Genomic DNA, 24,828 nt, shown 5'->3' with positions numbered 1-24,828 from the left:
GTCAGCCCTTCAGTCCGGAGGTGGCCATGCCCTGCACCAGGTAGCGCTGGAAGACGAAGAAGAACAGCACGATCGGCAGCACGGAGATCACCGACATCGCGAACATGGGCCCGTACGCCGAGGTGCTGGACTGGTCCACGAAGCTGCGCAGGGCGAGGGTGATGGTGAACTTCTCCGGGGCGAACAGGTAGATCATCTGAGTGAAGAAGTCGTTCCACGTCCAGATGAAGGTGAAGATCGCCGTGGTGATCAGCGCCGGCCGGCTCAGCGGCAGCGTCACCGACCAGTAGGTGCGGAAGGCGCCGCAGCCGTCGATGCGGGCGGACTCCTCCAGCTCGCGCGGCAGTCCGCGCATGAACTGGACGATGAGGAAGACGAAGAACGCCTCCGTGGCCAGGAACTTCGGCAGGATCAGCGGCCAGTAGGTGTCCACCATGCCGAGCCGGTTGAAGATGATGTACTGCGGGATGAGCACGACGTGGTGCGGAAGCATCAGCGTCGCCACCATGAAGGCGAACATCACCTTGCTCATCCTGAAGCGCAGCCGGGCGAACGCGTAGGCGGCCAGCGAGCAGGAGAGCACGTTGCCGACCACCGCGCCGCCGGCGATCAGCACGGTGTTCCACAGCAGCCGGGTGACGGGGACGCCGGACACGCCGTCGAGGGCGGTCGTGTAGTTCGACCACTCCAGGTGGCTGGGCCACAGGTTGAGGCTGGTCACCACCTCGTCGGCCGGTTTGAGTGACGTGGCGAGCAGCCAGGCCAGGGGGTACAGCAGGACGAGCAGGCCCACGACGGCGATCGTGTGCGGGATCCATCGCCTGGTGGTGAGGTTCATCGTCCCTCCTCGTCCGCGTAGAAGACCCAGGACCTGGACGTCCTGAACAGGATCAGGGTGATGACGCCGATGGCGATGAGCAGCAGCCAGGCCATGGCCGCGGCGTAGCCCATGTGGGAAGCGGTGAACCCGCGTTCGTAGAGGTAGAGCGTGTAGAACATGGTCGAGTCGGCGGGGCCGCCCTCACCACCGCTGACCGCGAAGGCCGGGGTGAACACCTGGAAGGACTGGATCATCTCCAGGACCAGGTTGAAGAAGACCACCGGGGACAGCATCGGCACGGTGACGGAGACGAACTGCCGCCAGCGGCCCGCGCCGTCCAGCGCCGCGGCCTCGTACAGCTCGGGCGAGATCTGCTGGAGGCCGGCAAGGAAGATCACCATGGGGGCGCCGAACTGCCACACGGTCAGCAGGACGATGACGTAGACCGCGAGGTCGGGGTTGCCGACCCAGCCGCCGGTGTCGATGCCGACCGAGCCGAGGATGTCGACGACCGAGCCGCCGTCGTTGAACAGCGCGCGCCACACCAGGGCGATCGTCATGCTGGCACCGAGCAGTGAGGGCGCGTAGAAGGCGGAGCGGTAGAAGGCGCGGCCCCGACCGAGGTTCTTCAGGAGCATCGCCGCCCCGAGTGCGAGGAGCAGCTTGAGCGGAACGGCGACCACGACGTACAGCAGCGTGGTGCCGACCGACCGCCAGAACCGGGGGTCCTCGGTGAGCATCTCCTGGTAGTTGCGCAGGCCCACCCACTGCGGCGGGTCGAACAGGTTGTAGTCCGTGAACGACAGGTAGAGCGACACGGCCATCGGCACCAGCGTCAGCACCGCCGCGCCGAGCATCCACGGGGTCAGGAACACATAGGCGGGCCACTGCTGTTCGCGACGGCGGTGGCGCCGGCGTTCGGCCGGCGGCCGTGACCGGGCCGGGCGGTCGGCGCGTGCGGGCGCCCTGGTCGACACTGTGCTCATGACCGCAGCTCCCGTTCGGCCTCGTCGATGAATTCCCGCGCCGCCTCGCGCGGGGAGGTCAGTTCGTACATCACACGGTGGTAGGCGCGCTTGAAGGCGGTCTGGATGGCGACGTCGCCCCGGGGCGGTGCGGGGGGCGGGGCGTCCAGACCGTACTTCTCCATCTTCTGCGCGTACTCGTAGATCTCCTTCTCCGCGCCTTCGAGGGTCTTGGCGACGCGGGCGGCGATCTTCCGGTTGGGGGGTGTGGAGCGGGTGAAGCCGAGGATGTCGCCGGCCCGCTCGTCGTTGAGCAGGAAGTCGACCAACTCGGCTGCCTCCTTGGGGTGTTCGCTGTTGGCTCCGACCCCGAGGAGCATGGAGGGCTTGAAGTACGCGCCCTGGCGGCCGTCGGCGGTGGGGACGGGCGCGAAGTGGACCTGGTCGCCGAGGAGTGCGGGGTACCCGGGGAAGGGCGCGTCCCAGGTGAAGTCGGCGGCGGCGAGCCCGCGGCCCATGGGCGACAGTTCGGTGGTGCTGGCCTGCGAGGTGTCCTTGGCCTCGGCGACGACGCCTTCCTCGCGCAGCCTGTCGCAGAAGGCCCAGAACTCGGTGAGGTCGTCCTCGGTGAAGCCGAGTTCGGTCTGGCTCTTGTAGAGCTTTCCGCCGCGGCTGCGCAGCCAGTCCTCGAAGATGTCCTCGTTGACACCGTTGTCGTTGGCGCCCACCATGTCGCGTCCGTCGGGGGACTTCAGCCCCAGGGCGGCGATCTTCCGGTTGGCCTGCGCCCACTCCTGCCAGGTCCAGTCGGGCTGCGGGGTGGGGATGCCGGCCTTCCGGTAGACCGTGGAGTCGTAGGCGTAGCCGGTGATGCCGCGGCCCATCGGCAGGGCGTACTGCTTGCCCTCGAACACGCCCGTACGGACGAACTCCCCGTCCATGTCGGAGGTCCGGATCGTGCCGTTCTCGACGGCCTCGCCCAGCGGCAGGAGCGCGCCACCGCCCGCGTACTGGGAGATCTGCCGGTAGTCGAGCTGGGCCACGTCCGGGATGCCGCCGCCCGCGGCCTGGGTGGCCAGCTTCTGCATGTACGAGCCGAAGTCCGCGTTGGAGGTGCGGACCTCGACGCCGGGATGTTCCTTCTCGAACAGTTCCACCGCCTTCTTGGTGCGTGCGGCGCGGTCGTCGTTGCCCCACCAGGAGAACGTGAGGGTGACGCCGCCGGACGACACGTCACCGGAGGAGGAGCACGCGCTGAGCGACGCCGTCAGTGCGGTGCTGAGACCGACGGCGGCCGCGGCCAGGACGGCCCGGCGGCTCAGAGGTCGGCGCCGGCCGCTTCGGGGCTCGGGCATGGGTGCCTTCCCAGGGTTGCGAGGACGGGTGGACGAGGGCGGGAGGCGGGTCGCGGCGTGGGCCGGGCCCGCCGGGATGCCGGAGGAGGCGGCCGTTGGGATGCCGGGGTGGGCGCCCGGTCAGATGCCGGGGTAGACGGCCAGCCGGCCGCACATGCCGAAGCGGCCGCTCGCCTTGGGGCCGGTGGCGGACACCCGGGCCTCGGCCAGGTGTCCGTCGTCCTTGCCGCGCAGTGCGTCGAGTTGGGCACGGGTGGCCTCGGCGGCGGCGTGCGCGCCGTCGAGCCAGCGCTGTTCCCAGTCGTCCAGGCGGGGCCGCACCAGGTCGGCCGCCGCCCGCTGGAACGCGGCCAGGGGCTCCGGGTCGCCCTTCTCGGTCGCCTCGCGCAACTCCAGGAAACGCCGCGTGGCCAGATCACGGCGGGCGCGGGCGATCCGCGCCTGCTCGGCCTCGGGGACGTCGGCGGGGATGTGGACGGCGCCGGCGTACGTGTCGGGGTCGGTGAGCCGGTCCTGGGGCAGGGTGAGCACCGCGTCGCCCGCCTCGGGCAGTCCGCTGTTCTGCATCACGACGGTGATCTCGAGATCGCCGTCGTTGACCAGGCGGTGGATCGTGCCGGGCGTGAACCAGGCGACCGTGCCGGGCTCCAGCGGGGTCTCCGCGAAACCCGAGGTGGTGAGGGTCTGCACGGCACCCCGGCCCGCCGTGACCACGTACCCCTCGCTGCACGTGAGGTGCAGGTGCGGGGTGCCTCCGCCGGGCAGTCCCTCGACGGTCGGCCAGTCGTACACGGTCAGGAGGGACACGCCCACCGCGCCGGGGAAGCCGTCGTACGCCGTGCTCACCACGTGAGTCCCTCCAGGTGTGCGGCCACCTGCGCGCGGTCCCAGGCACCGTCGGCGACGACCACCCGGTAGGCGCGCGCGAGCGTCTCGCCGGGCGGGAGGACCAGCTCCTCGTGGAACGCCCAGGACGGGGCGACCGCGGCGAACGGGTCGCTGCGCACGAACCAGTGCGCCGGGTGCGTGCCCTTCTCTCCCAAGTGGTCGTTGGAGGGCGCGTGTTCGAAGACGACCGTGGCGTGGCCGTCCCGTCCGTCGTGCTCGCCGACGTAGGCGAGCCACGGGGACTGGGTGCCCATCAGGTCGCCGTCGGAGGAATCGCCGGACTCGGCGGAGCCGGCGGATTCGGCCGTGAAGACCCGGCCGTCGCGGAAGGCGCGGGGGCCGCGCCAGAAGAGGCCGGTGTATCCGGCGGCGGGACGGCCGTGCGTGGTGGGGCTGCCGAACCGCAGGTCCTCGTCGCGCCGGTTGGTCACCGCCGACGTCCAGGTGAGCGTCCAGCTGCCGGTCTCGGCGTCGACGTCGCGCACCTCGACGCGGCGCTCCTCCTCGGCCCACAGTTCGCCGCCGTGCGGGTGCCAGGTCAGCCGCTCGGCGATGACGGCGCGGTCGCCCGAGGCGCTGACCTCCTCGAAGGACACGTGGGCCATCGAGCCGACCTTCTCGGGCAGGGCGAGATATCCGTCGCCGTGCACGTAGGTGTTGCCGCCCCACAGGTTCTGGCCCGACAGGTGGGAGGCGGTCAGCTGGAGTCCCTTGTGCCAACGGTGGTCGTTGGGACGGTAGTCGGTCACGAGACCCCCGGAGAGGGTGCGGACCGGGTGCAGGTACGGCTTCGGTGCCTCCCAGTCGGCCTCGGGCCGGTACACGTACGAGAACAGCTCGGTGCCGGCCGTCCCGTGGGCCACGGTGATGCGGTCGCCGTGGACGTGGGTCAGTGAGAGCGTCATGCGTGGTCCTCTTCCTCGCGGCTACCGGCCGGCGCCCAGCCCGGGGCGCCGCCGTGCAGTTCGGTGTAGTACGGGTCACCGGGGCCGATGTCGCCCGCGCGCACGGTCGTGCCGGTGAACGCCGACTTGTACAGGGCGGTGATCAGCTCCAGCGTGCGGCGGCCGCCCGCGCCGCTGGTCGCGTGGCGCCGGCCGTTCCTGATGTCGTCGACCAGGACGCGCAGCTGGGCCAGGTGCGAACTGGGTTCGTCGGTGCCGAAGTCGCGCCAGGCCGCCGCGGTCTCCTCGGGGACGCCGGGCGCGGGGGTGATGCGCCAGTCGGCGTTGCGGTAGCCGTACAGGTGGGTCACCTCGACCGTGGCCAGTTCGCAGTCGATGCGTATCCGGCTGACCTCGTCGGGGCTCAGCACGCTGTTCACGAGGGTCGCGACGGCGCCGTCGGCGAAGCGGACCAGGGCGGTGGAGACGTCCTCGGTCTCCACGTCGTGCACGAGCCGGGCCGCCATGCCGCGCAGTTCGGTCCACGGGCCCATCAGGTCGAGGAGCAGGTCGGTCTGGTGGATGCCGTGGCCCATGGCCGGGCCCCCGCCCTCGGTGGCCCAACGGCCCCGCCACGGCACCGCGTAGTAGGCCTTGTCGCGGTACCAGGTGGTCTGGCAGTGGGCCACCAGCGGGCGGCCCAGCGCACCGCCGCGCAGCAGGGCGCGGACGTGCCGTGCGCCCGAACCGAAGCGGTGCTGGAACACGATGGAGGCGTAGGGCGCCGCGTCGTCCCCCGGCTCGGCCGCCTCGACGGCGTCGTAGTCGGCCAGCGAGGGGCAGGGCGGCTTCTCGCACCACACCCAGGCGCCGGCCCGGAGCGCGGCCACGGACTGGTCCCGGTGCACGGCGGGCGGGGTGCACAGCACGACGAGATCGGGACGCACCTCGGCCAGCATCGCGTCGAGATCGGTGGACGCGTGCGCTATCCCGTACTCGTCGGCGAACGCGCGCACCGCGTCGCCGTTCACGTCCACCGCGGCCACGATCTCCACCTCGCCGTCGGCGGCCAGTTTCTGCAGCGCGGGCAGATGACTGGACCGCGCGATGGATCCCGTTCCGACCACCGCCGTACGCAGTGGTGCGGGCGAAACGTGCGAAGACATGCGGACCCTCTCGTGAGCCGGACGGGCGAGCACTGCGGGCACAGTGGTGATGTGCCGATGTGGGGCGGCACCGGATTCGGGTCACCGGGCGGCAACCCGCTCGTAGCAACCGCTTGCTATCGTGTTCCAACGTTGTAACCGCCGTGCGTCCGCAAGGTCAACCCTCTGTCCGGAAAAGACTCGACGTCGCTTCCCGCACCCTGACAAGTGGGGTCCACGGGGGCATAATCTGCGAAAACTCGGTCGAGGGGGGACGGACAGTGGCCGCGGCGACACTCAAGGACGTGGCGGAGCGCGCGGGGGTATCGATCAAGACGGTGTCCAACGTTGTACGCGGCGTCCCGCGGGTGTCGGACTCGACCCGTTCGCGGGTGCTGCGGGCGGTGGACGAGCTCGGCTACCGGCCCAATCCCTCGGCCCGCAGGCTCCGTACGGGCCACAGCGGCCTGATCGCCCTCGTCGTACCCGAGCTGGCCACTCCGTACTTCGCCGAACTCGCCCACCACGTGCGCAGGGAGGCCACTCTGCTGGGCCTGACCGTCCTGACGGAGGAGTCGCTGGGGGACACCGCCGAGGAGCTGCGTCTGGCCAACGGGGTGGGCGCGTCGCTGCTCGACGGCGTGATCCTCTCCCCGCTGCGGGTCACGCCCGACGAACTCGCCGCCGTCACGGACGAGTTCCCGCTGGTCCTGCTCGGTGAGCGCAGCTACGGACAGGACCGGGTCGTCGCCGACCACGTCCTCATCGACAACGTCGCCGCGGCCCGTGACATCACGGCCCACCTGATCGGGCTGGGGCGGGGCCGGATCGCCGCGATCGGGGTGGACCACCAGGGCTCGGCGACCAGCCGGCAGCGCCTTGAGGGGTACCAGCAGGCCCTGCACGCCGCCGGACTGCCCTTCGATCCCCGGCTGGCACCCCGGGTGGAGGAGTTCGACCGCCGCAACGGCCTGCTGGCGATGCGCTCCCTCGCCTCCCTGCCCGCCGCCGAACGGCCCGACGCGGTCTTCTGCTTCAGCGACCTGCTGGCGGTCGGCGCGCAGCGCGCGTTGTACGAGGCCGGCCTGGACATCCCCGGCGACGTGGCGGTGGCCGGCATCGACGGCTCCGAGGAGGCGCGGTACAGCACCCCCTCCCTCACCTCCGTGGTCCCCGACAAGGCGGCCATCGCCGCACTGGCCGTCAAGTGCCTGGCGGCACGCATACGGTCGCAGGCACCGCTGCCGTTCGAGGTTCACGTGGCACCGCACTGGCTGGAGGCCAGGGAGTCCACCCTGGGCGGGTGTCACGCGGTCCGCACCTGAGCCGTCCGCGTGATCACGAGGGCAGACATCCTTGCCCTCACCGCTGCGCAAGGGCGCTCGACGAGACACTGGGCGCCGCGACTTGTCCTCCTAGGCTCTGCGACCATGGACATCCCGAGACGCCTCGTCGAACTGAAGCGGGCCGCCATGGCCGCCGACAACCGCTACCGGAGCAACTCCGGTGAGAACGCGACGGTCGCCCTCGCGGTCTGGTCCGACGCCACCGCCGCTCTGGTCCGCGGCATCACCGCCTACGCCGAAGAGCAGGGCGTCTCCCGCCAAGAGGTGGAACGAGCCGTGGAGCGTGCGACGCGGCCGCACACCGGCGGGCACTGACGGCTTCCCCGAGCACCCCCGGGGATGCGGCTAGGCGGCCCCCTTCCACCGTGCCGCAGCCGCCGGTCTCCCGGCGCGGCGAGGGCACCCGGGCGACGTCACGGAGCGACAACATCTGGGGATCGGAGCCGACTCGTCCCGCCGAAAGCACATTTAGCCTGTGCAAAACTTCGGGCAATGAATCACTTTTCGCACGAGGACGAAGGTCACACCCGTCCGCCCCCGCCCACGGGATGGCGCCGGACCATGGCCCGAACGCCCATTCTTCTGTTCCGAGCCGGTCTCGGCCCGCTGCTGGGCGGACGCCTGCTGCTCCTGCACCACACGGGGCGGCGCTCGGGACTGGACCGCCGCGTCGTACTGGAAGTCGTGGAGTACGAGACGGACTCCCGGACCTGGATCGTGGCCTCCGGGTTCGGCCCGGACGCCGACTGGTACCGCAACCTGCGCGAACAGCCGAAGACAGTGGTCCAGTTCGGCAACCGCCACCACGCCGTCACCGCGCGCTTCCTCTCACCGGACGAGGGCGCCCCCGTCATGGAGCGGTACGGCCGGCGCCATCCGCGTACGGCGCGCCGGCTCTGCGCCTTCATGGGCCTGCCCGCCGACGGAAGCGCTCCGTCCCTGCGCGGTGCGGGACGCGCGATCCCCTTCGTCCGCCTCGAATCGGGCCCGGCCTCCGGCGACGACGCGGACCGTCGCGGCTCCCGCGGCACGAGGGAGGACTGACGTGACCGATCGGATCCCCGCATCGGTGTGGCAGAAGTTCCTCGCGGACGACGAGGAGGCGATACGGCGGTCCGCCCCCGTGGAGCCCGCGGCACGGGACCGGGCCGGTTCACGTGGCGACGGACCCGAGGAGGCCCCGACGGCCGTAGGGGACCTCTGGCAGAGCGACACGCCGACGCCGACGCCGTGGCGGGAGCTCGACCGCCGCATGCGGCTGCGTCGCGCCGGACGCCTCATCGGTGCGGCCGCCGCGCTCGCCCTGCTGCTGGCACTCTTCTCCTGCCTGCCCGAGGCTCCTCCGGGGCTGCCAGGCGACACGGACGCCACGGCACCCGCTCAGCAGGCGACCGCCGAGGAGGCCCCTGGTGCGGAACGGCTTCCCGGCCCGCCGGGCCCCACGGGTGTCGGTGGAACGTAGCCGTCCGCCTCACTCCCCCGACCCGGGGGCGAGCACCGAGACCTTCGCCTTGGAGGCGTTGCCGGACACCGGCACCTCGCCGCCCTTCCAGTCCACGGTCAGCGGGTCGCGCTCGTTCGGCGGCGTGACCAGGAGGGAGGCGGGGGTGGCCGTCTTGGCGCCGCTGATCTCGGGGTTGGAGAAGGAGAGCCCCGCCCACGCGTCCGCGCCCGGCTTCAGCGTGATGGTGCCCGGGCTGCCGGACGTACGCTCCGGATCGCTGCCGACCTGCTTGCCGTCCGCGTCGGTGAACGCCGCCCCGGGGTAGCCGCGCAGGGTGCAGGTGTGCCCGGAGGTGTTGGTGAACACCACGGAGAAGTTCTCCTGTCCGGCGCCCGGGTGGTTCGGCCCGACGGAGGCCCGCAGCTCCGAGGTGTGGCAGCGCTCGGTCGTCGTACCGCCCGCGGACCTCGTGGAGTCGGCCCCGGAGCCGGACGGTTCCGCCGGCTTCGCGGAGCCGGAGGTGGGCGTCTCCCCGGCGGCGTCACCGTCCGGGGACGCACTGCTGTCGGCGGTCTCACCGTCTCCGTCCGTGGCCATCGGGGCGGCCGTGCCCGCGACGGCCTCGGGGGCGTCCGCGCCCTCGCCGGAGCCGCACGCCGTGAGCAGTCCCAGCGCGGCGCTCGCGCTCGCCAGCACGACGGCCGTCCGGAAGGTTCGCGATGTCTGCACCATGTCCGTCTCCCCTGATCGCTTGCCGCACCGTCCGGTGCGGGCCTGAGGCGCTCTGTGCGCCGTCAGGTGATGCGATGCGCCTACCCGCGGAAAAGTTCGCGATCACCCGGAACGGATTTCGTCACCCCGCCCGAACGGATGCGTCACCCCGCCCGAACGGATTGCGTCACTCCACCGGATAGGGCCCGGCTCCGGGGGCACTCAGGCCGTGACGCGCACCGAGTCCAGCACCCGGGTGACGTCGGCGTCCGTGCCCCGCAGCCGGATCTGCACGTACGCCTGGGGCCGGGTCGCGCCGCCAACCGGTCCGAGGGCGGCCTCGACCAGCGTCTCACCCTGGTGGAAGCAGTCCGCCCAGGTGCGCACCCGGCCCGTGGACTCGGCGCCGGTGAAGGCACGCGCCCCTGCGTAGCGGCACCCGTCGTGCTCGATGCCGTCCACCTTCGCGGTGACGTCGCCCTCGCCGCCGAGCCCGACGAACACGCCCTGCGCCTCGGCGTCCGCGTCCCCCCACGCGCTCAGGTCGTCGGCGACGATCAGCCCCGGTTCGTGCCCCGCGCGCAGGCCCAGGGCCGCGGGGTCCCAGCCGCCGGTCTGCTTCTGGCCGCCCCAGGCGGTGGGGACGCGGACGCCGACCCGGCCCGTGTCGTCCCTGACCGTCACCTCGGAGGCGGCGGCACGGCCGCGGTCGACGAGCACGGTCGTCGCGGTCACCGCACCGGCCAGGACGAGGGTGCCGGCGGCCAGGAGAATCGTCCGCCGACGGAGCCGCGGGCGCCGGGCGGTGGTCCGGCCGGTCCGGTCGCCGGCCGACTCCAGTTCCTCGGCGAACGCCCGCGCCGTGGGCCAGCGACGTTCGCGTTCCGGCTCCAGGGCACGCGTCACCACGTGCGCCACCCGCGGCGGGAGGCCCGGCCGGAGCCGGTCCACCGGGACCACCTGCCCGGGCGCGGCGGGGACGGTGCCGGTGAGCAGGTGGTAGGCGACGGCGCCGAGGGCGTACACGTCGGCCCGCTCGTCGATGCCGCCGCCGGGCTGAGCCTGTTCGGGCGGCTGGTAGCCGGCGCTCCCGGCGGCGAGCGTGAGCCCGGAGGCGTGGGCGAGGCTCTTGGCCAGTCCGAGGTCGGCGAGCAGCACCCGGCGCGAACCGTCCGGTGCCGTGGCCAGCAGGACGTTGGACGGCTTGATGTCCCGGTGCACGACGCCGGATTCGTGCAGGGCCGCGGCCCCTTCGGCGGCCAGCGCGGTCAGGCGCAGAGCGTCCGGCAGCGCCAGGGATCCGTCGGCGAGGTCGCCGAGGGTGCCCCCGTCGCCGTACTCCATGACGAAGTAGGGGCGCCCGTCCGGCAGCTCACCGATGTCGTAGACCTGCACCACGTGGGCGGAGCGCACCTTGCGGAGCATGCGGGCCTCGGAGAGGAAGCGCTCCCGCACGTCCAGCCGCTCCGACCAGTTCTCGGCGAGGACCTTGACGGCCACGGGCGCCTGCAACTGGTCGTCGTGGGCCAGCCACACGACGCCGAAGGCACCCGTGCCCAGACGTCGCTCCAGCCGATAGCGCCCGATCCGGTCGGAGGAAAGCATGTGTCTATCATGCATTGCCCCGGATCCGGCCGACCGAGAGGACCACCGTGCACGACGCGCCCCGCACCGAGGAACTGGCCCGGCGGGCGGCGGGCGGGGACTCCTCGGCGCTGGACGAACTGCTGACGGGTATCCGCCCGGAGGTGGTCCGGCGCTGCGGGCACTTCCTGCCGTGCCGGGAGGACGCGGAGGAGGCGGCCCAGGACGCGCTGCTCCAGGTCGCGCGGAAGATCGGGACGTTCGAGGGGCGGAGCCGGTTCAGCACCTGGCTGTACACGGTCGTCGCGAACTGCTCCCGGCAGAAGTACCGCGAGCTGAAGCGGCGCAGCGCCGAACAGCCCGCGGTGATCGACGACTCGCAGCACGTCGATCCGCGCACCACCAGCGTCATCGCGGGCTCCCGGCTGCTGCTTCTGGACGCGCTCGACCGGCTGGAGCAGGAACATCCGCACCTGGTCGCGCCCTTGGTCTACCGCGACCTGTGCGAGCTGGAGTACGCAGAGGTGGCCGAGCGGGTGGGGGTGCCGCTGGGCACCGTGAAGTCTCGGCTGCACGAAGCGCGCCGGAGGGTGAAGTCCTACTTCGGCGACGCCTCGGCCTGACCGCGACCGGCCCGCCGGAGCGCACGGGGCCCGGCCGGAAACGCGGCCGTCACGCCGTGGAGAGCGGTCGGAAACGCGTCCGACCTACCGTCATCCGCCATGAACACGACGAGCGCGCACGGCGCTCGCCCCCTACGGCGGAAGAGGCGTGGATGAGCGTCGAGCCACAGCTGACGGAGGCCACGGAACCACGGCCGGGACCGGGGACGGCGCCCCGCGCCGACCAGGCCGTACGGGAGACCCTGGAGGACTACACCCTGCGCTTCGCGCCGCGCAGTTACCGGCGTTGGAGCCCGATGGTCGTGGCCACCACCGCACTGGGCGGGATCGCCTACATGGCGGACTTCTCCATCGGCGCGGGCATCGGTCTCACCCATGGCACCGGGAACGCGCTGCTGGCGATCACGGTGGCCGCCGTGGTCATCTTCGTCACCGGCTTCCCGCTCGCCTACTACGGCGCCCGCTACAACATCGACCTCGATCTGATCACCCGCGGCTCCGGTTTCGGCTACTACGGGTCGGTCCTCACCAGTGTCATCTTCGCCAGCTTCACCTTCATCTTCTTCGCCCTGGAAGGGTCGATCATGGCCCAGGGTCTGGAGTACGGCCTGGGCATGCCCCTGTGGCTGGGCTACCTGGTCTCCACCGTCATGGTGATCCCGCTGGTGGTCTACGGCATGAAGGCGCTGAGCAGGCTCCAGGTGTGGACGACGCCCGTCTGGCTGCTGCTGATGGTCGCGCCGCTGGTCTACCTGATCGCCACCGACCCCGGTACGGTCGACCGCTTCCTCGCGCACGCGGGCACGGACGGCGACGGCGGGGTCAACACGGCTTCGGTACTGCTGGGCGCTGGCGTCTGCCTGTCCCTCATCGCCCAGATCGGCGAGCAGATCGACTACCTGCGCTTCATGCCGCCCAGGACGGAGGCGAACAAGCGCGGTTGGTGGACGGCGGTCGTCATGGCCGGGCCCGGCTGGGTGGTGCTGGGCGCGCTCAAGCAGGCCATCGGTGTCTTCCTCGCCGTGTACATCCTGGCCGAGGTCGGGCCGGCCACCGCGACAGAGCCCATCCAGCAGTTCAGGAGCGCGCTGGACGCGATGCTGCCGTCCTGGACGGTGGTTCCGCTGGCGGTGGCGCTCGTCGTGATCAGCCAGATCAAGATCAACGTCACGAACGCCTACTCCGGCTCACTGGCCTGGACGAACTCGTTCACCCGGGTGACCGGGACGTACCCCGGGCGTCTCGTCTTCGTCCTGGTCAACCTGGGCTTCGCCCTCGCGTTGATGGAGGCCGACATGTTCAGCTTCCTCAACAGCCTCCTCGGGTTCTACTCGAACTGCGCGATCGCCTGGGTGGTCACGGTGGCCACCGACATCGGCGTCAACAAGTACCTGCTCAAACTGTCCCCGCACGCACCCGAGTTCCGGCGCGGCATGCTGTACGCCGTGAACCCGGTCGGGGTGGTGTCCTTCGTCGCCGCCTCCGGGCTGTCCATCGCGATGTACTTCCACGCCCTGGGCGACGCCATGCAGCCCTACTCCCCCGTCGCCGCGGCGGTGATCGCCTTCGTGCTCACACCCGTCATGGCCGTCGCCACCAAGGGCCGCTACTACCTGCGGCGCACCGACGACGGCATCGACGAGCCGCTGCTCGACCCGGAGGGCAACCCCAGCGCGGTCGCCCTGGAGTGCCACGTCTGCGGGGTGCGCTACGAGCGACCCGACATGACGGCCTGCCAGGCCCATGCCGCGTTCGTCTGCTCACTGTGCCTGAGCACCGACAAGGCAGCCGTCCACGTGCTGCCCCCGTCCCCGGCGTCCGTCTGAGCGGGACCGCCCGTTGACAGTGGCGGCTAACAGCAATAGCTTTGAGCTAACAACGTTAGCCGCTGCTGGTTCACCACGGGGAGTGTCATGACCGAGTACCTGGCCGTCGACGGCGGCACGATCGCGTACGAGGTGGCGGGGTCCGGGCCGCTGATCGTCCTCGCGCACGGCATGGGCGACAGCCGCGCGGCCTACCGTGCCGTGGTCCCGCCCCTGGTGGAGGCCGGTTTCCGGGTCGCCGCGGTCGATCTGCGCGGCTGCGGCGAATCCAGCGTCGACTGGCCGGCCTGGAGCCGCACCGACATCGCCGCCGACCTGCTCGCCGTCGTGCGTCACCTGGGCGGCCCGGCCGTGCTCGTCGGCCACTCGATCTCCGGCGGCGCCGCCACGGTCGCGGCGGCCCGCGAGCCCTCGCTGATCACCTCGGTGGTGGAGCTGGCGCCGTTCACGCGCAAGCAGTCCATCCGCCTCGGCGACCTGCGCGTGCGGCGCGTACGGCGGGGCATGCTGCGGCTGGCCGGTGCCGGGGTGCTCGGCAGCCTGCGGCTGTGGCGCTCGTACCTCGACGTGGCCTACCCCGGCCCGAAGCCGGCCGACTGGGCGGAGCGGCTGGGCCGGGTCGACACGATGCTGCGCGAACCGGGACGCATGAAGGCCCTCCAGGGCATGGGCCGCAGCACCCCCGGCGACGCCGGCGCGCAACTGGCCAACGTGCGCTGCCCCGTCCTTGTGGTGATGGGCACGCTGGACCCCGACTGGGCCGACCCGCGCGCCGAGGGGACGGCCGTCGTCGACGCCCTGTCCCCGGGTCTCGGACGCCTGGAGATGATCGAGGGCGCCGGGCACTACCCGCACGACCAGTTCCCCGAGCGGGTGGTCTCCCTCGTCCTGGACTTCGTACGGACCGACGCCGCGCGCGCCTAGGCATCGTCCACGAGTGGGCGGTGTCCCGGGAGGCGACCGCAGCGGGCGGGTCGACGGGACGCACCGCGGGCCGGCTCACAGGAGGCCGGCTTCCCTCGCCGTCCACACCGAGGGGACCAGGGGCCGGTAGCCGAGCTCGCGCCGGATGCGGTCGGTGGACAGCACGCCGTGCCAGGGATCCGGGGTCTCGCGGTCGTGGACCTCCCCCGGCACGGGAAGACCGTTCAGCAGGAACAGGTCGACCGTGGTGACCGGGGCGTCGTCCGCGATGTTGTAGACGCCCCGCGCGCCCGGCGCGTACAGCAGCCGTCGAAGGCCCTGCGCCACGTCCACGTGGTGCCCCATGTGCAGGCGCTGCATCGCGGGCCACCGCGGAGCCCACGCCATGACATCGGCGAGATGCGGGTCGCCCTCGCCGTAGACGAAGGGCAGCCGGGCGATGCGCAGGTCCCTCAGGCCGTCCAGCCGGGCGAGTGCGCGCTCCGCCTCCCACTTGGACTCGGGGTAGGCGCCCCACAGATGCGTGCCCGGCACGGTCTCGTCGCTCTCGACCAGCGGCCGGCCCCTGCCGGCGCCGTAGACCAGTCCGGTGCTGACCTGGACGAACCGCCCCACCCCCGAGGCGGCCGCCGCCCGCCCCAGCTCCACGGCGGCGTCGTGGTTGACCGCCCGCGCCTCCTCGTCCGGAACACCGCGGAACGCGGCGGCGACGTTGACCACCGCGTCCACACCCGCCGTGGCCCTGCCGAGCACCTCCGCGTCGCGGAGGTCGCCCACCAGCACCTCGGCCCCGAGCGCGGCGAGGTGTTCGCCGCGCGCCGCGTCCCGTACCAGCACCCGCAGCCGCTCCCCGGGGGCCGCGCTCTGCAGCAGCCGCGGCACGAACCGCCGTCCCACCTGTCCCGTCGCTCCCGTCACCAGGGTCAGCATGGCCGCCTCCTCATGTGTCGTATCCATGTCCGAAGCGTGGCTCCGGCACGGCCGCGGCGGGAGAGACGCGGTCATCCAGGGAGCGGCTCTCCCTGGATACCGGCCCGGCCGGGAGGGATGCTGGAGCCATGGATCGCACAGGTCTCGCCGACTTCCTGCGGCGCGCCCGCACCCGACTCAACCCTGGGGACGTGGGTCTCAGCGCCGGCCCACGACGCCGTACTCCGGGGCTGCGCCGCGAGGAGGTCGCGCTCCTGGCGGGGATGTCCACGGACTACTACGCAAGGCTGGAGCAGCGGCGCGGGTCGCACCCCTCCCGGCAGATGCTGACCGCTCTCGCCCGCGCGCTGCGGCTCACGGACGCCGAACGGGACCATCTGTTCCACCTCGCGGGCGAGGAACCGCCCCGGCCCGGTGGTTCCTCGGAGCACGTCCGCCCCGGCCTGCTGCTGATCCTGGACCGCCTGCACGACCTGCCGGCCGCGGTCGTGAGCGACTGGGGCGTGATGCTGGCGCAGAACGCCATGTCCGTCGCCCTCACCGGTGAGCACACCGGCACGAACCTCATCCGGCGCTGGTTCACGGTCCCCGGCGCGCGGGACATCGCCCCACCGGAGAACCACGCCCAGCACACCCGGGCACACGTGGCCGGCCTGCGGGCCGTCACCGCGGCCCGCCCCGACGACCCGGGCCCGGCCGCCCTCGTGGCCGAACTACGCGCCCGGTCGCCGGAGTTCGAGGCGCTCTGGCTGGAGCACGACGTGGTGGTCCGCCGCCCGTCGCCGAAGAGCTTCGTTCATCCGGTCGTCGGCGTCCTCGACCTCGACTGCGAGGTACTGCTCAGCGACGGCCACAGCCAGCAGCTGATCGTCCACTCCGCGCGCCCGGGCACACCGGCGTACGAGCGGCTGGCACTGCTGCGCGTGATCGGTGTGCAGGACCTCGCTCCCCGGCCGTAGGGACGGCGATACGGGGCGAGGAGCCGGGAACCTACTCGGTGCGGGCCGTTCGGCGCCGCGCCACTCCCACGAACACGGAAACGCCCGCCCCGGGCCGTCCCGAGGCGGGCGAGAACGCGGGCATGGAGCGAGAGAAGGCGGCGCGCCTGACTCCGCGGTCCCGTCGTTCAGGAACCGCGTACGCGCCCCCCTTCGGTCGAAGTCGCCCGGCAGGGCTCAGTCGGTGGCCAGCATGCCCTCCCGCAGGCGGCCCAGCAGGCGCGAGATCAGCCGGGAGACGTGCATCTGCGAGACGCCGAGCCGCTCACCGATCTCCTTCTGGGTCAGCTCCTCGACGAAGCGCCAGTGGATGATCTGCCGGTCCCGCTCGTCCAGTTCGGCGATCATCGGGGCGAGGGCGTGGAAGTCGTCCACGAGCGCCAGCGCGGCGTCGTCGGTGCCGATGAAGTCCGCGAGGGCCGACTCGCCGTCCTCGCTGCCGCTGATGGCCGCGTCCAGGGACGAGGAGCTGTAGCCGTTGGAGGCCACCCGCGCCTCGCGGACCTCCTCCTCCGGCAGGCTCATCAGCTCGGACAGCTCCCTGGTCGTGGGAGTGCGCCCCAGCCGGCTGCGCAGCTCCTCGGTGGCTCGGGCCAGCTGTACGCGGGCTTCCTGGAGGCGCCTCGGGACGTGCACGGCCCACGAGGTGTCCCGGAAGAAGCGCTTCATCTCGCCGACGATGTACGGCACGGCGAACGAGGTGAACTCCACCTCGCGCGAGATCTCGAACCGGTCGATCGCCTTGATCAGGCCGATCATGCCGACCTGGACGATGTCCTCCCTCTCCTCCGGCCCGCGGCTGCGGAACCGGCCGGCGGCGAACCGGACCAGGGACATGTTCATCTCTATGAGGGTGTTGCGCGCGTACTGGTATTCGGGCGTGCCCTCCTCGAGCACGGCCAGCTGGTCGAAGAACAGTCTCGACAGCTCCCGGGCGTCCCTGGGCGCCACCTTGGACGGATCCGCCACTTCCGGCATCGCGGCGCGGCACCCGGCCGCCTGCACGGTCGTCGCCATCATCTTTTCCCTCCCGCATCGCTCCGGCGGTCGCCGGACCGTGAAATTGACGTTGCAGGGCGTACCCCGGCTTCCTCACCCCATGTCCGGCGATTTCGTCCGTGAGGCGAGGCTCACGTCGGGCGGCCGTAGGCCCAGGTGGGAGACGCACCCAACGGCCATCGGCAAACGGTGCTCCGACCCAGGACCAACCCCGCCTCGGACCCAGGTCTGACCCCTGCCTGGCCCAGGGTCGGGGCAGGGGCCGTCCGCTGGGCCGATGTGCCGGCCGGAGCCGGTGCGCAGACTCGTCCCGTGCCGGTCCGGCCCCCCACAGGAGGACACCTCATGCGCCGAAGTATGTCCCTGGCCCTCACCGCCGCGGCCTTGGCGGCCACCGCGCTACCGGCGGGCGCCTCGTCGGCGGCCGACACCGGGTCACCACCATCGAGCACCTTGGAGTGGGGCCCGTGCCCCGAGGGCGCCGACGCGCCGCGCCTGCGGTGCTCGACCCTCGAAGTCCCGCTGGACTACCGCGATCCGGACGGCCGGCGGATCGAGATCGCCGTCTCCCGTCTGGCGAGCGAGAAGCCGTCCCGGCGGCGCGGCGTCCTGATCACCAACCCGGGCGGTCCGGGCGGGGCGGGGCTGACGTATCCGGCCGTCCTCGCCGCCTCGGGCCTGCCGCGCAGCGTCCTCGACTCCTACGACATCATCGGTTTCGACCCGCGCGGGGTCGGCCGCAGCGCACCCGTGACCTGTGACCTGACGCAGGAACAGCAGTGGCGCGGCAACTTCCCTCCGTACGCACACACCGCCGCCGACGTGACCCGCGAGGTCCCGTACGCGCGGAAGATCGCCGAACAGTGCGCGAGCTCACGGACGGCGTGGATGCTGCCGCACACCACCACCGCCAACACCGCGCGGGACATGGACCGCCTGCGCGCGGCCCTGGGCGAGAAGCAGGTCTCCTACCTCGGCGCCTCGTACGGCAGTTACCTCGGCGCGGTGTACGCGACGCTGTTCCCGCGGCGCGGCGACCGGATCGTCCTCGACAGCAACATGGGGCCCGGCGGCTACGACATCACTGCCATGCGGCTGCTGGCCCGGGGAATGGAGGACCGCTTCCCCGACTTCGCCGCGTTCGCCGCCGCCCACCCCGAGTACGGTCTGGGCTCCACGCCGGGGCAGGTCAAGGCCAAGTTCTACGAGCTGGTGGAGCGGCTGGACGCCGAGCCCGCGCAGGGTGTCAACGGAATCGCGTTCCGCGGGCACACCTTCGAACAGCTCTACGCGGACGGCTCCATGCCGAAGCTCGCCGAGTTCTGGCAGGCGGTCGACACGGGAGCCGAACTGCCGGTTCCCGAACCGCCCGCGACGCTGGAGAACCTGCTGGCCTCGCGCTTCGCCGTGGTCTGCGGTGACTCGCGCTGGCCGGGTACGGTCCGCCAGTACCAGCGCAACGTCGCCGTCGACCGGCTCAAGTACCCGATGCTCGGCGGCTCGACGGCGAGCATCAACCCCTGCGCGTTCTGGCCCGAGGAGCGGACCGAACCGCCGGTGCGCATCACCGGCCGGGGGCCGTCGAACGTGCTGATGCTGCAGAACGAGCGCGACCCGGGCACACCGCTCGCCGGCGCGCTGGAGCTCCGGCGGGCGTTCGGCGGGCGGGCCACGATGGTGACCGCCGACCAGGGCGGCCACGGTGTCTACCCGTACGGCCGCAACACGTGCGCGAACGACGCGGCAACGACCTTCCTGACCACGGGGGAACGCCCCGCGCGGGACCTCGCCTGCGCCGCCCGGCCGTAGCGCCGGCCCTCAGGGTGCGGTGAGCCGCTTCACGACGGTCCCGGTGTCGGGGGCCGTCGTGCCGGCGCCCGCTGGGTACCAAGCCGTTCGGGGCGCGGTCGGCGGTGTCCGTCTCGGTCCGTTCGAGGCAGCGGGCGGTGCGCCGACGTCACAGCGGCAGGCAGGCCACTATCGTCTTGCCGCCGCCGTGCGGCAGCGGCCGGACGTAGAGGGTGCGGCACAGACGGCTCGCCAGCGCCCAGCCGAAGCCGCCCGGCGTGCCGCGCTCCGTCTCCAGCACATGGGGCGAGAGCGGGCTGCGGTCGGTGATCTGGAGCATCAGCTCACCATGCACGACATGCGCGCTGAACGCCGTGAGACCGCCGCCGTGCCGGTTCGCGTTGGTCACCAACTCGCTGGTCACCAGCAGCGCGTCCGCCACCTCGGTGCCGGACGGCTCGCCCCGCGACCCGTAATGGTCGTCGAGCAGTCGCCGGACGGTGTCCCGCGCCTCGCCCGCCGTCATCTGCGGCGGCCTACCCGGAGCCCGAGGACCGAGCGGCGCCACCCCCTCGGGGGGTGTCCGCGTCAAATCCCCGCCGTACCCGTCCATCACTTACCTCCCGGTAGAACGCCGGGACAGCCATCCCAGCCCGGTTTGTCCCAACCTCCTTCCCCATCGAACCAGTTCAACGCCGGTCCCCGGCGTATCACGCTCCACATACGCCTGGAGGCGGGCACTTGACGGCTCGTGAGAGGATGGTGGGACAAGAGTCCGACCTTCCCTCTGGACCTGAGGGGCCATCGGATCCGGGCGTTGCCCTCACCACGGGAAACCGGATCTGCCACCGCACGGCCGCGACCGTCCGGCCGGGCTGTCGTAGGTGGTGGACTCACACGACCCCCATGAAGGGGGGCGAGCATGATCATCCCCATCACGATCGACGGCGACCGTGCCGTGATCTCTCCAAGCGGAGCGATCGACCAGGACACCCGGCCCGGCCTGTACGCCGCCGCGGACTCGCTGCCGGCCTCGGTCAGCTCGGTGACCTGGGACCTGCGCGAGGTCGTCTTCATGGATTCCGCGGGGCTGCACCTGCTGGAGGACCAGCACCGTACCGCCCGCCGGAGCGGCGGCAGCCTGACGGTGACCGGCCCGCAGCCCCAGCCACTGCACCTGCTGCGACTGGCCGCACGGATGTACCCGGCGGGCCCGTGGAGCCCCCTTCTCTCCGGGCTCCCGTCGGCGGGCGCGGCCTGAAGCCGGCCACGCCCCGCCACTCCCTGAGGCTTGCCGCGCCGTCGCCGTCCGGCCGCCCGGCCCTCCCGGTCCCGTCCGGGACGCCGGGTCAGGCGGCCGGACGGGAGGCGCGGCGCGCACCCCGCCGGCGCCGCCCGCCCACCGACACGGCGGCCGTCCGCTCCTGCCAGTCCACCTCGACCCTCTCCGCCGCCTCGCCCCGGTAGGCCGGGGCGAGGAAGAGGTTCTCCCACTGCGGCGCCGACGCCACTCGCCGCTCACTCAGCCGTTCACGCATACACACACCTTCACTCACCGGCGGCCGGCCGACTGCGGGCCACGACCGCGACCGCACGCGCGGCCACACCTCCGATGTCCCGCAGACCGGCGGGTAAACGTCCGGTGCGCGCGGCGGACCGACCGCGGGCACGCGGACACCGGACGTGACGAGACGCCATCGCCACGGCCGGATCGCCGGGGGCGCGTGGAGACCTCCGGCTGCCCGGTCCGCGGGGCGCCGGTCCATGGACAGCCCCCAACCTGCTGTGATGTGATCCGTGCGGCGGACGGACGGGTCCGTCCCCCCTCAGGCTCGAAAGTTCCGTACACATGCAGAAGACCAAGGCCGCGCTCTGGGAATTCCTCCAAGGGCTCGGCAAGACGTTCATGCTCCCGGTGGCCCTGCTCGCGTTCTGCGGCATCATGCTCGGCATCGGTTCCTCCTTGTCCAGCGAGGCGGTTACTGACAACGTTGCCTTCCTGAAGGGTGAGGGCTGGCACCTCGTCTTCACCTGGATGGCCAACACCGGTCTGGTCGCCTTCACGTTCCTCCCGGTGCTCTTCGCGATGGCGATCCCCCTCGGCCTCGCGCGTGAGGACAAGGGGGTGGCGGCCTTCTCCGGTTTCGTCGGCTTCGCCGCCATGAACCTCGCGGTGAACTTCTACCTCACCGCGAAGGGCGTCGACTTCGAGGACGAGAAGGCGATCGAGCACTACGGCATAGCCGACGTGCTGGGCGTGCAGTCCATCGACACGGGACTGCTCGGCGCCGTGGCCGTTGGCATCGTTGTCAGCCTGCTCCACCGGCGCTTCCGTACCCAGCGGATGCCGGACGCGCTCGCCTTCTTCGGCGGGCTGCGCTTCGTCCCGATCGTCTCCGCCCTGGTCCTGAGCGTGCTGGGTCTCCTCATCCCGCTGGTCTGGCCGACCTTCAACGGCTGGATCACGGCCGTGGGCCGGGGCATCGGGCACACCGGGGTCTTCGGGCCGTTCTTCTTCGGCATGGGAGAGGTCCTCCTGCGGCCGATCGGGCTGCACCACATCCTCGTGGCCATGTTCCGCTTCACCGACGTCGGCGGTTCCGGAGCCGTGTGCGGCGACCATGTCTCCGGCGCCCTGAACATGTTCTACGCCCAGCTGGACTGCTCGGCCGCGCCGGGCTCCGCCGTCACGGACGCGACGCACTTCCTCTCCCAGGGCAAGATGGCGGCCTACCTGGGCGGTCTGCCGGGCGCCGCGCTGGCGATGTACCACTGCGCGAAGCGGCGGATGCGCCCGGAGATCAAGGCCCTCCTCGTGTCCGGCGTCGTCGCCTGCGTCGTCGGCGGCATCACCGAGCCGCTGGAGTTCCTGTTCCTCTTCGTCGCCCCGTGGCTGTACGCGATCCACGCGGTCCTCGTCGGTCTCGGATTCCTCACGGCGGCCGTGCTCGGCGTCTACATCGGGAACACCGACGGCAACGTCATCGACTGGCTGGTCTTCGGCGTACTCCAGGGCTCCACGACCAAGTGGTACCTGATACCGGTCATCGCGGCGGTGTGGTTCGCCGTGTACTACTTCCTCTTCCGCTGGGCCATCAGGCGCTTCGACCTCAAGACTCCCGGCCGCGAGGACGACCCGGCCGAGGGCGCCGAGGAGGACGCGGAGCAGCGGGACGAGGGCGACGGTGCGGCGCCCGCCGGCTCCGCCGAGAAGGCGGCGCCCCCGCGTGAGCTGGTCGCGGGGAAGTACGACGCCGTCGCCATCCTCGACGCGATCGGCGGCGCCGGCAACATCCGGTCCCTGGACAACTGCATCACCCGCCTGCGCATGACGGTCGAGGACGCCGAACGGGTCGACGAGGCACGGCTGAAGAAGCTGGGTGCCGTGGGGGTCGTCAAGCTCGACGCCCACAGCGTGCAGGTCATCATCGGCCCGCAGGTGCAGTCGGTGAAGGACGCCATCGCCACGATGATCCCGGTGGGCTGACCATGGCCTCGGCACCGCCCTACGACTTCGACACGCCGGTGGACCGGCGCGGCACCTGGTGCACGCAGTGGGACTACGTCCAGGACCGGTTCGGCGTGCCCGACCTGCTGCCGTTCACGATCTCCGACATGGACTTCGAGACGGCCCCCGAGATCCTGGCCGCGCTCCGCGGCCGTCTGGACCACGGAGTGCTCGGTTACTCGCGCTGGCGCCAGAGCGACTTCCTCTCCGCGATCGTGCACTGGTATGCCACGCGGCACGAGACCAAGGTGGACCCGGAGTCCGTCGTGTACGCCCCTTCCGTCGTCTACCAGGTCTCGCAGTTGCTGCGCCTGTGGTCGCGGCCCGGTGACGGCGTGGTCGCGCACATCCCGATGTACGACGCCTTCCCCAAGACGGTGGCGGCCAACGGGCGCCGGCTGCGGGAGTGCCCCCTGGACGACTGGGCGGAGTTCGAACGGCTCCTCGCACTCCCCGACACGGCCGTGCTGCTGCTGTGCTCGCCGCACAACCCCACGGGCCGGGTGTGGTCAGAGGCGGAGCTGGACCGGATGGCCCGGATGTGCGAACGGTACGGCGTCGCGGTCGTCAGCGACGAGATCCACTCCGACCTGGCGTACGCCCCCCATGTGCACCGCCCGTGGGCCGGGCACGGCGGCGAGGGCCGCTGGGCCGTGCTCAGTTCGGCGTCCAAGTCGTTCAACATCCCTGCGCTGACCGGGAGTTACGGCATCATCGGCGACGCGCCCTCCCGCGAGGCGTATCTGCGGCAGCTCAAGGACGCCGACGGCCTCTCCTCCCCCGCGGTGCTGTCACTGGTCGGGCACATCGCCGCGTACCGGAGCGGGGCACCCTGGCTGGACGCCCTGCGCGGGTACCTCGCGGGCAATCTCACGATGGTCGCGGACCGGCTGCGCGCGGCGTTCCCGGCGCTCGGCTGGGAGCCCCCGCAGGCCGGGTACCTGGCCTGGATCGATCTGCGCCCGCTCCGGATCGACGACGACGCGCTCCAGCGCGAGTTGGTGGAGGCGGAGAAGGTGGCCGTCATGCCGGGGGCCGCCTACGGCGCCCCGGGGCTGGTGCGGCTCAACGTCGGGTGCCCCCGGTCCAAGGCGGAGGCGGGCGTCGAGGCGCTGGTGCGGGCGGTGCGGCGGATCGCACCCGATTGCCGATGACACGGTCCTCCGCCCGGTGCGGGGCGAGCACGCCCGCCCAGGTGCCCGTGACGGCGGACGGGGCGCCGCCGCCGAGCCCGCGTTGCGGCCGCCCACGTCCCGGCGGACACTGGCCGGAACTGGCAGCCTGCCGGAGAGGGCCTGGACGATGGGTGACTACGCGGACCTGCCTGGTGTCAGGACCTGGTACGAGAGCGAGGGGACCGGCGATCCGCTGGTCCTGCTGCACGGCGGGTTCTGCACCAATGACACCTGGGGAGCGCAGCGCGCCGATCTCGCCGCCGCGTACCGTGTCCTGCTGCCCGAGCGGCGCGCCCACGGGCACACCCCCGACGTCGACGGGCCGCTGACGTACCAGGACATGGCCGACGACACGGTCGCCTTCCTGGAGACGGTGGTGGACGCGCCCGCGCACCTGGTCGGCTGGAGCGACGGGGCCGTCGTCGCGCTGCTCGTCGCCCTCGCCCGGCCGGAACTGGTGCGCCGGGTCGTGCTGATCGGGGCCAACTTCCGGCCCGCCGGAGAGTGCTTCGTCGAGCCGGACATGCTCGACGCGATGACGCCCGACAGCCCGGACATGGCGTTCTTCCGCGAGATGTACGAGGCCGTGTCGCCGGACGGTGCGGACCACTGGCCGGTGGTGGCGCTGAAGGTGATCGACATGTGGCGCACCCAGCCGGCCCTCACCGAGCGCGAGCTGGGCCGGGTCACCGCGCCCACCCTGGTCGTGACCGGTGACGACGACATGATGACGCTGGAGCACACCACCGCCCTGTACCGCGCGCTTCCCGACGCGCGGCTGGCCGTGCTGCCCGGTGCCTCCCACCTGGTGCCGCTGGAGCGGCCGGCCCTGGTCAACGGGCTGGTCCTGGACCACCTCGGTCAGGAGGCGGCGGTCGAGACGATGATGCCGATCCGCCGCCGGAGCGGGTGACC

At 71.9% G+C, this 24,828-nt stretch carries 25 protein-coding genes; 13 read left to right on the top strand and 12 right to left on the bottom strand.

What is annotated here, in order from left to right; genetic code table 11:
- Position 1 precedes the first annotated feature (1 nt).
- From ACGF3J_RS24145 to ACGF3J_RS24120, 6 genes are all read right to left on the bottom strand, one after another.
- Complete coding sequence (locus ACGF3J_RS24145; RefSeq protein ID WP_393854738.1) at positions 2 to 838, bottom strand: carbohydrate ABC transporter permease; 837 nt, start codon at positions 836 to 838, stop codon at positions 2 to 4.
- On the bottom strand, positions 835 to 1,806 hold the full coding sequence (locus ACGF3J_RS24140) for a carbohydrate ABC transporter permease (protein WP_393854737.1): 972 nt from the start codon (positions 1,804 to 1,806) through the stop codon (positions 835 to 837). Before ACGF3J_RS24140 ends, ACGF3J_RS24145 begins: the two co-directional genes overlap by 4 nt.
- Positions 1,803 to 3,140 carry an ABC transporter substrate-binding protein gene (locus ACGF3J_RS24135; protein ID WP_393854736.1) on the bottom strand — a complete coding sequence of 446 codons (1,338 nt, stop codon included), beginning with the start codon at positions 3,138 to 3,140 and terminating at the stop codon, positions 1,803 to 1,805. Before ACGF3J_RS24135 ends, ACGF3J_RS24140 begins: the two co-directional genes overlap by 4 nt.
- A gap of 120 nt (positions 3,141 to 3,260) precedes the next feature.
- Entirely contained in the window at positions 3,261 to 3,989 is a 729-nt protein-coding gene (locus ACGF3J_RS24130; protein WP_393854735.1) for a cupin domain-containing protein, read from the bottom strand.
- Positions 3,983 to 4,933, bottom strand: a complete 951-nt coding sequence (locus ACGF3J_RS24125) for a PmoA family protein (RefSeq protein WP_393854734.1) — start codon at positions 4,931 to 4,933, stop codon at positions 3,983 to 3,985. The genes ACGF3J_RS24130 and ACGF3J_RS24125 overlap by 7 nt, the downstream gene beginning before the upstream one ends.
- A complete protein-coding gene (locus ACGF3J_RS24120; protein ID WP_161330758.1) occupies positions 4,930 to 6,078 on the bottom strand; it encodes a Gfo/Idh/MocA family protein in 1,149 nt (382 codons plus the stop codon). Before ACGF3J_RS24120 ends, ACGF3J_RS24125 begins: the two co-directional genes overlap by 4 nt.
- A gap of 260 nt (positions 6,079 to 6,338) precedes the next feature.
- Here ACGF3J_RS24120 and ACGF3J_RS24115 point away from each other — a divergent pair, with 260 nt between their 5' ends.
- From ACGF3J_RS24115 to ACGF3J_RS24100, 4 genes are all read left to right on the top strand, one after another.
- Positions 6,339 to 7,382, top strand: coding sequence for a LacI family DNA-binding transcriptional regulator (locus ACGF3J_RS24115; protein WP_393854733.1), 1,044 nt, complete (start codon positions 6,339 to 6,341; stop codon positions 7,380 to 7,382).
- Positions 7,383 to 7,487: 105 nt separating this feature from the next.
- Positions 7,488 to 7,718, top strand: coding sequence for a hypothetical protein (locus ACGF3J_RS24110; RefSeq protein WP_161330760.1), 231 nt, complete (start codon positions 7,488 to 7,490; stop codon positions 7,716 to 7,718).
- A 246-nt stretch (positions 7,719 to 7,964) separates the two neighbouring features.
- Entirely contained in the window at positions 7,965 to 8,447 is a 483-nt protein-coding gene (locus tag ACGF3J_RS24105; protein WP_393854732.1) for a nitroreductase family deazaflavin-dependent oxidoreductase, read from the top strand.
- Between the two features lies 1 nt (position 8,448).
- Complete coding sequence (locus tag ACGF3J_RS24100) at positions 8,449 to 8,865, top strand: hypothetical protein (protein ID WP_393854731.1); 417 nt, start codon at positions 8,449 to 8,451, stop codon at positions 8,863 to 8,865.
- Positions 8,866 to 8,874: 9 nt separating this feature from the next.
- Here the strand turns inward: ACGF3J_RS24100 and ACGF3J_RS24095 are convergent, their stop codons facing one another.
- Complete coding sequence (locus ACGF3J_RS24095; protein WP_393854730.1) at positions 8,875 to 9,579, bottom strand: DUF4232 domain-containing protein; 705 nt, start codon at positions 9,577 to 9,579, stop codon at positions 8,875 to 8,877.
- A gap of 201 nt (positions 9,580 to 9,780) precedes the next feature.
- On the bottom strand, positions 9,781 to 11,163 hold the full coding sequence (locus ACGF3J_RS24090; protein ID WP_393854729.1) for a serine/threonine-protein kinase: 1,383 nt from the start codon (positions 11,161 to 11,163) through the stop codon (positions 9,781 to 9,783).
- A 47-nt stretch (positions 11,164 to 11,210) separates the two neighbouring features.
- Between ACGF3J_RS24090 and ACGF3J_RS24085 the strand changes: the two genes are divergently transcribed.
- The 3 genes from ACGF3J_RS24085 (at position 11,211) to ACGF3J_RS24075 (ending at position 14,515) form a co-directional block, all read left to right on the top strand.
- Complete coding sequence (locus tag ACGF3J_RS24085) at positions 11,211 to 11,765, top strand: RNA polymerase sigma factor (RefSeq protein WP_393854728.1); 555 nt, start codon at positions 11,211 to 11,213, stop codon at positions 11,763 to 11,765.
- A 152-nt stretch (positions 11,766 to 11,917) separates the two neighbouring features.
- Positions 11,918 to 13,591, top strand: coding sequence for a purine-cytosine permease family protein (locus ACGF3J_RS24080; protein ID WP_393854727.1), 1,674 nt, complete (start codon positions 11,918 to 11,920; stop codon positions 13,589 to 13,591).
- 87 nt (positions 13,592 to 13,678) lie between these two features.
- Positions 13,679 to 14,515 carry an alpha/beta fold hydrolase gene (locus tag ACGF3J_RS24075; protein WP_393854726.1) on the top strand — a complete coding sequence of 279 codons (837 nt, stop codon included), beginning with the start codon at positions 13,679 to 13,681 and terminating at the stop codon, positions 14,513 to 14,515.
- 75 nt (positions 14,516 to 14,590) lie between these two features.
- Here ACGF3J_RS24075 and ACGF3J_RS24070 read toward each other — a convergent pair whose 3' ends face one another.
- Positions 14,591 to 15,445 (bottom strand): NAD-dependent epimerase/dehydratase family protein, encoded by an 855-nt coding sequence (locus ACGF3J_RS24070; protein WP_393854864.1) that lies wholly within the window; start codon positions 15,443 to 15,445, stop codon positions 14,591 to 14,593.
- A gap of 128 nt (positions 15,446 to 15,573) precedes the next feature.
- Between ACGF3J_RS24070 and ACGF3J_RS24065 the strand changes: the two genes are divergently transcribed.
- Entirely contained in the window at positions 15,574 to 16,404 is an 831-nt protein-coding gene (locus ACGF3J_RS24065; protein ID WP_161326298.1) for a helix-turn-helix transcriptional regulator, read from the top strand.
- Between the two features lie 216 nt (positions 16,405 to 16,620).
- Here ACGF3J_RS24065 and ACGF3J_RS24060 read toward each other — a convergent pair whose 3' ends face one another.
- A complete protein-coding gene (locus tag ACGF3J_RS24060) occupies positions 16,621 to 17,463 on the bottom strand; it encodes an RNA polymerase sigma factor SigF (protein ID WP_161326297.1) in 843 nt (280 codons plus the stop codon).
- 324 nt (positions 17,464 to 17,787) lie between these two features.
- Between ACGF3J_RS24060 and ACGF3J_RS24055 the strand changes: the two genes are divergently transcribed.
- Positions 17,788 to 19,251 (top strand): alpha/beta hydrolase, encoded by a 1,464-nt coding sequence (locus ACGF3J_RS24055; RefSeq protein WP_393854725.1) that lies wholly within the window; start codon positions 17,788 to 17,790, stop codon positions 19,249 to 19,251.
- A gap of 148 nt (positions 19,252 to 19,399) precedes the next feature.
- Here the strand turns inward: ACGF3J_RS24055 and ACGF3J_RS24050 are convergent, their stop codons facing one another.
- Positions 19,400 to 19,756: an ATP-binding protein gene (locus tag ACGF3J_RS24050; protein WP_161326303.1), complete on the bottom strand. Its 357-nt coding sequence runs from the start codon at positions 19,754 to 19,756 to the stop codon at positions 19,400 to 19,402.
- Positions 19,757 to 20,152: 396 nt separating this feature from the next.
- Between ACGF3J_RS24050 and ACGF3J_RS24045 the strand changes: the two genes are divergently transcribed.
- On the top strand, positions 20,153 to 20,491 hold the full coding sequence (locus ACGF3J_RS24045; RefSeq protein WP_393854724.1) for an STAS domain-containing protein: 339 nt from the start codon (positions 20,153 to 20,155) through the stop codon (positions 20,489 to 20,491).
- 88 nt (positions 20,492 to 20,579) lie between these two features.
- Here the strand turns inward: ACGF3J_RS24045 and ACGF3J_RS24040 are convergent, their stop codons facing one another.
- On the bottom strand, positions 20,580 to 20,768 hold the full coding sequence (locus ACGF3J_RS24040) for a hypothetical protein (protein ID WP_393854723.1): 189 nt from the start codon (positions 20,766 to 20,768) through the stop codon (positions 20,580 to 20,582).
- A gap of 311 nt (positions 20,769 to 21,079) precedes the next feature.
- Here ACGF3J_RS24040 and malX point away from each other — a divergent pair, with 311 nt between their 5' ends.
- The 3 genes from malX (at position 21,080) to ACGF3J_RS24025 (ending at position 24,826) form a co-directional block, all read left to right on the top strand.
- Entirely contained in the window at positions 21,080 to 22,717 is a 1,638-nt protein-coding gene (gene malX, locus ACGF3J_RS24035) for a maltose/glucose-specific PTS transporter subunit IIBC (RefSeq protein WP_161328866.1), read from the top strand.
- A gap of 2 nt (positions 22,718 to 22,719) precedes the next feature.
- Entirely contained in the window at positions 22,720 to 23,892 is a 1,173-nt protein-coding gene (locus ACGF3J_RS24030) for a MalY/PatB family protein (RefSeq protein ID WP_393854722.1), read from the top strand.
- A gap of 148 nt (positions 23,893 to 24,040) precedes the next feature.
- Complete coding sequence (locus ACGF3J_RS24025) at positions 24,041 to 24,826, top strand: alpha/beta fold hydrolase (protein WP_393854721.1); 786 nt, start codon at positions 24,041 to 24,043, stop codon at positions 24,824 to 24,826.
- The last annotated feature ends 2 nt before the right edge of the window (positions 24,827 to 24,828 follow it).

It is taken from the genome of Streptomyces sp. NPDC048171, from assembly GCF_043202655.1.
Classification (GTDB): Bacteria; Actinomycetota; Actinomycetes; order Streptomycetales; family Streptomycetaceae; genus Streptomyces.
The sequence above is the reverse complement of the archived record's forward strand: the minus strand, read 5'-3'. Positions and strand labels throughout refer to the sequence as shown.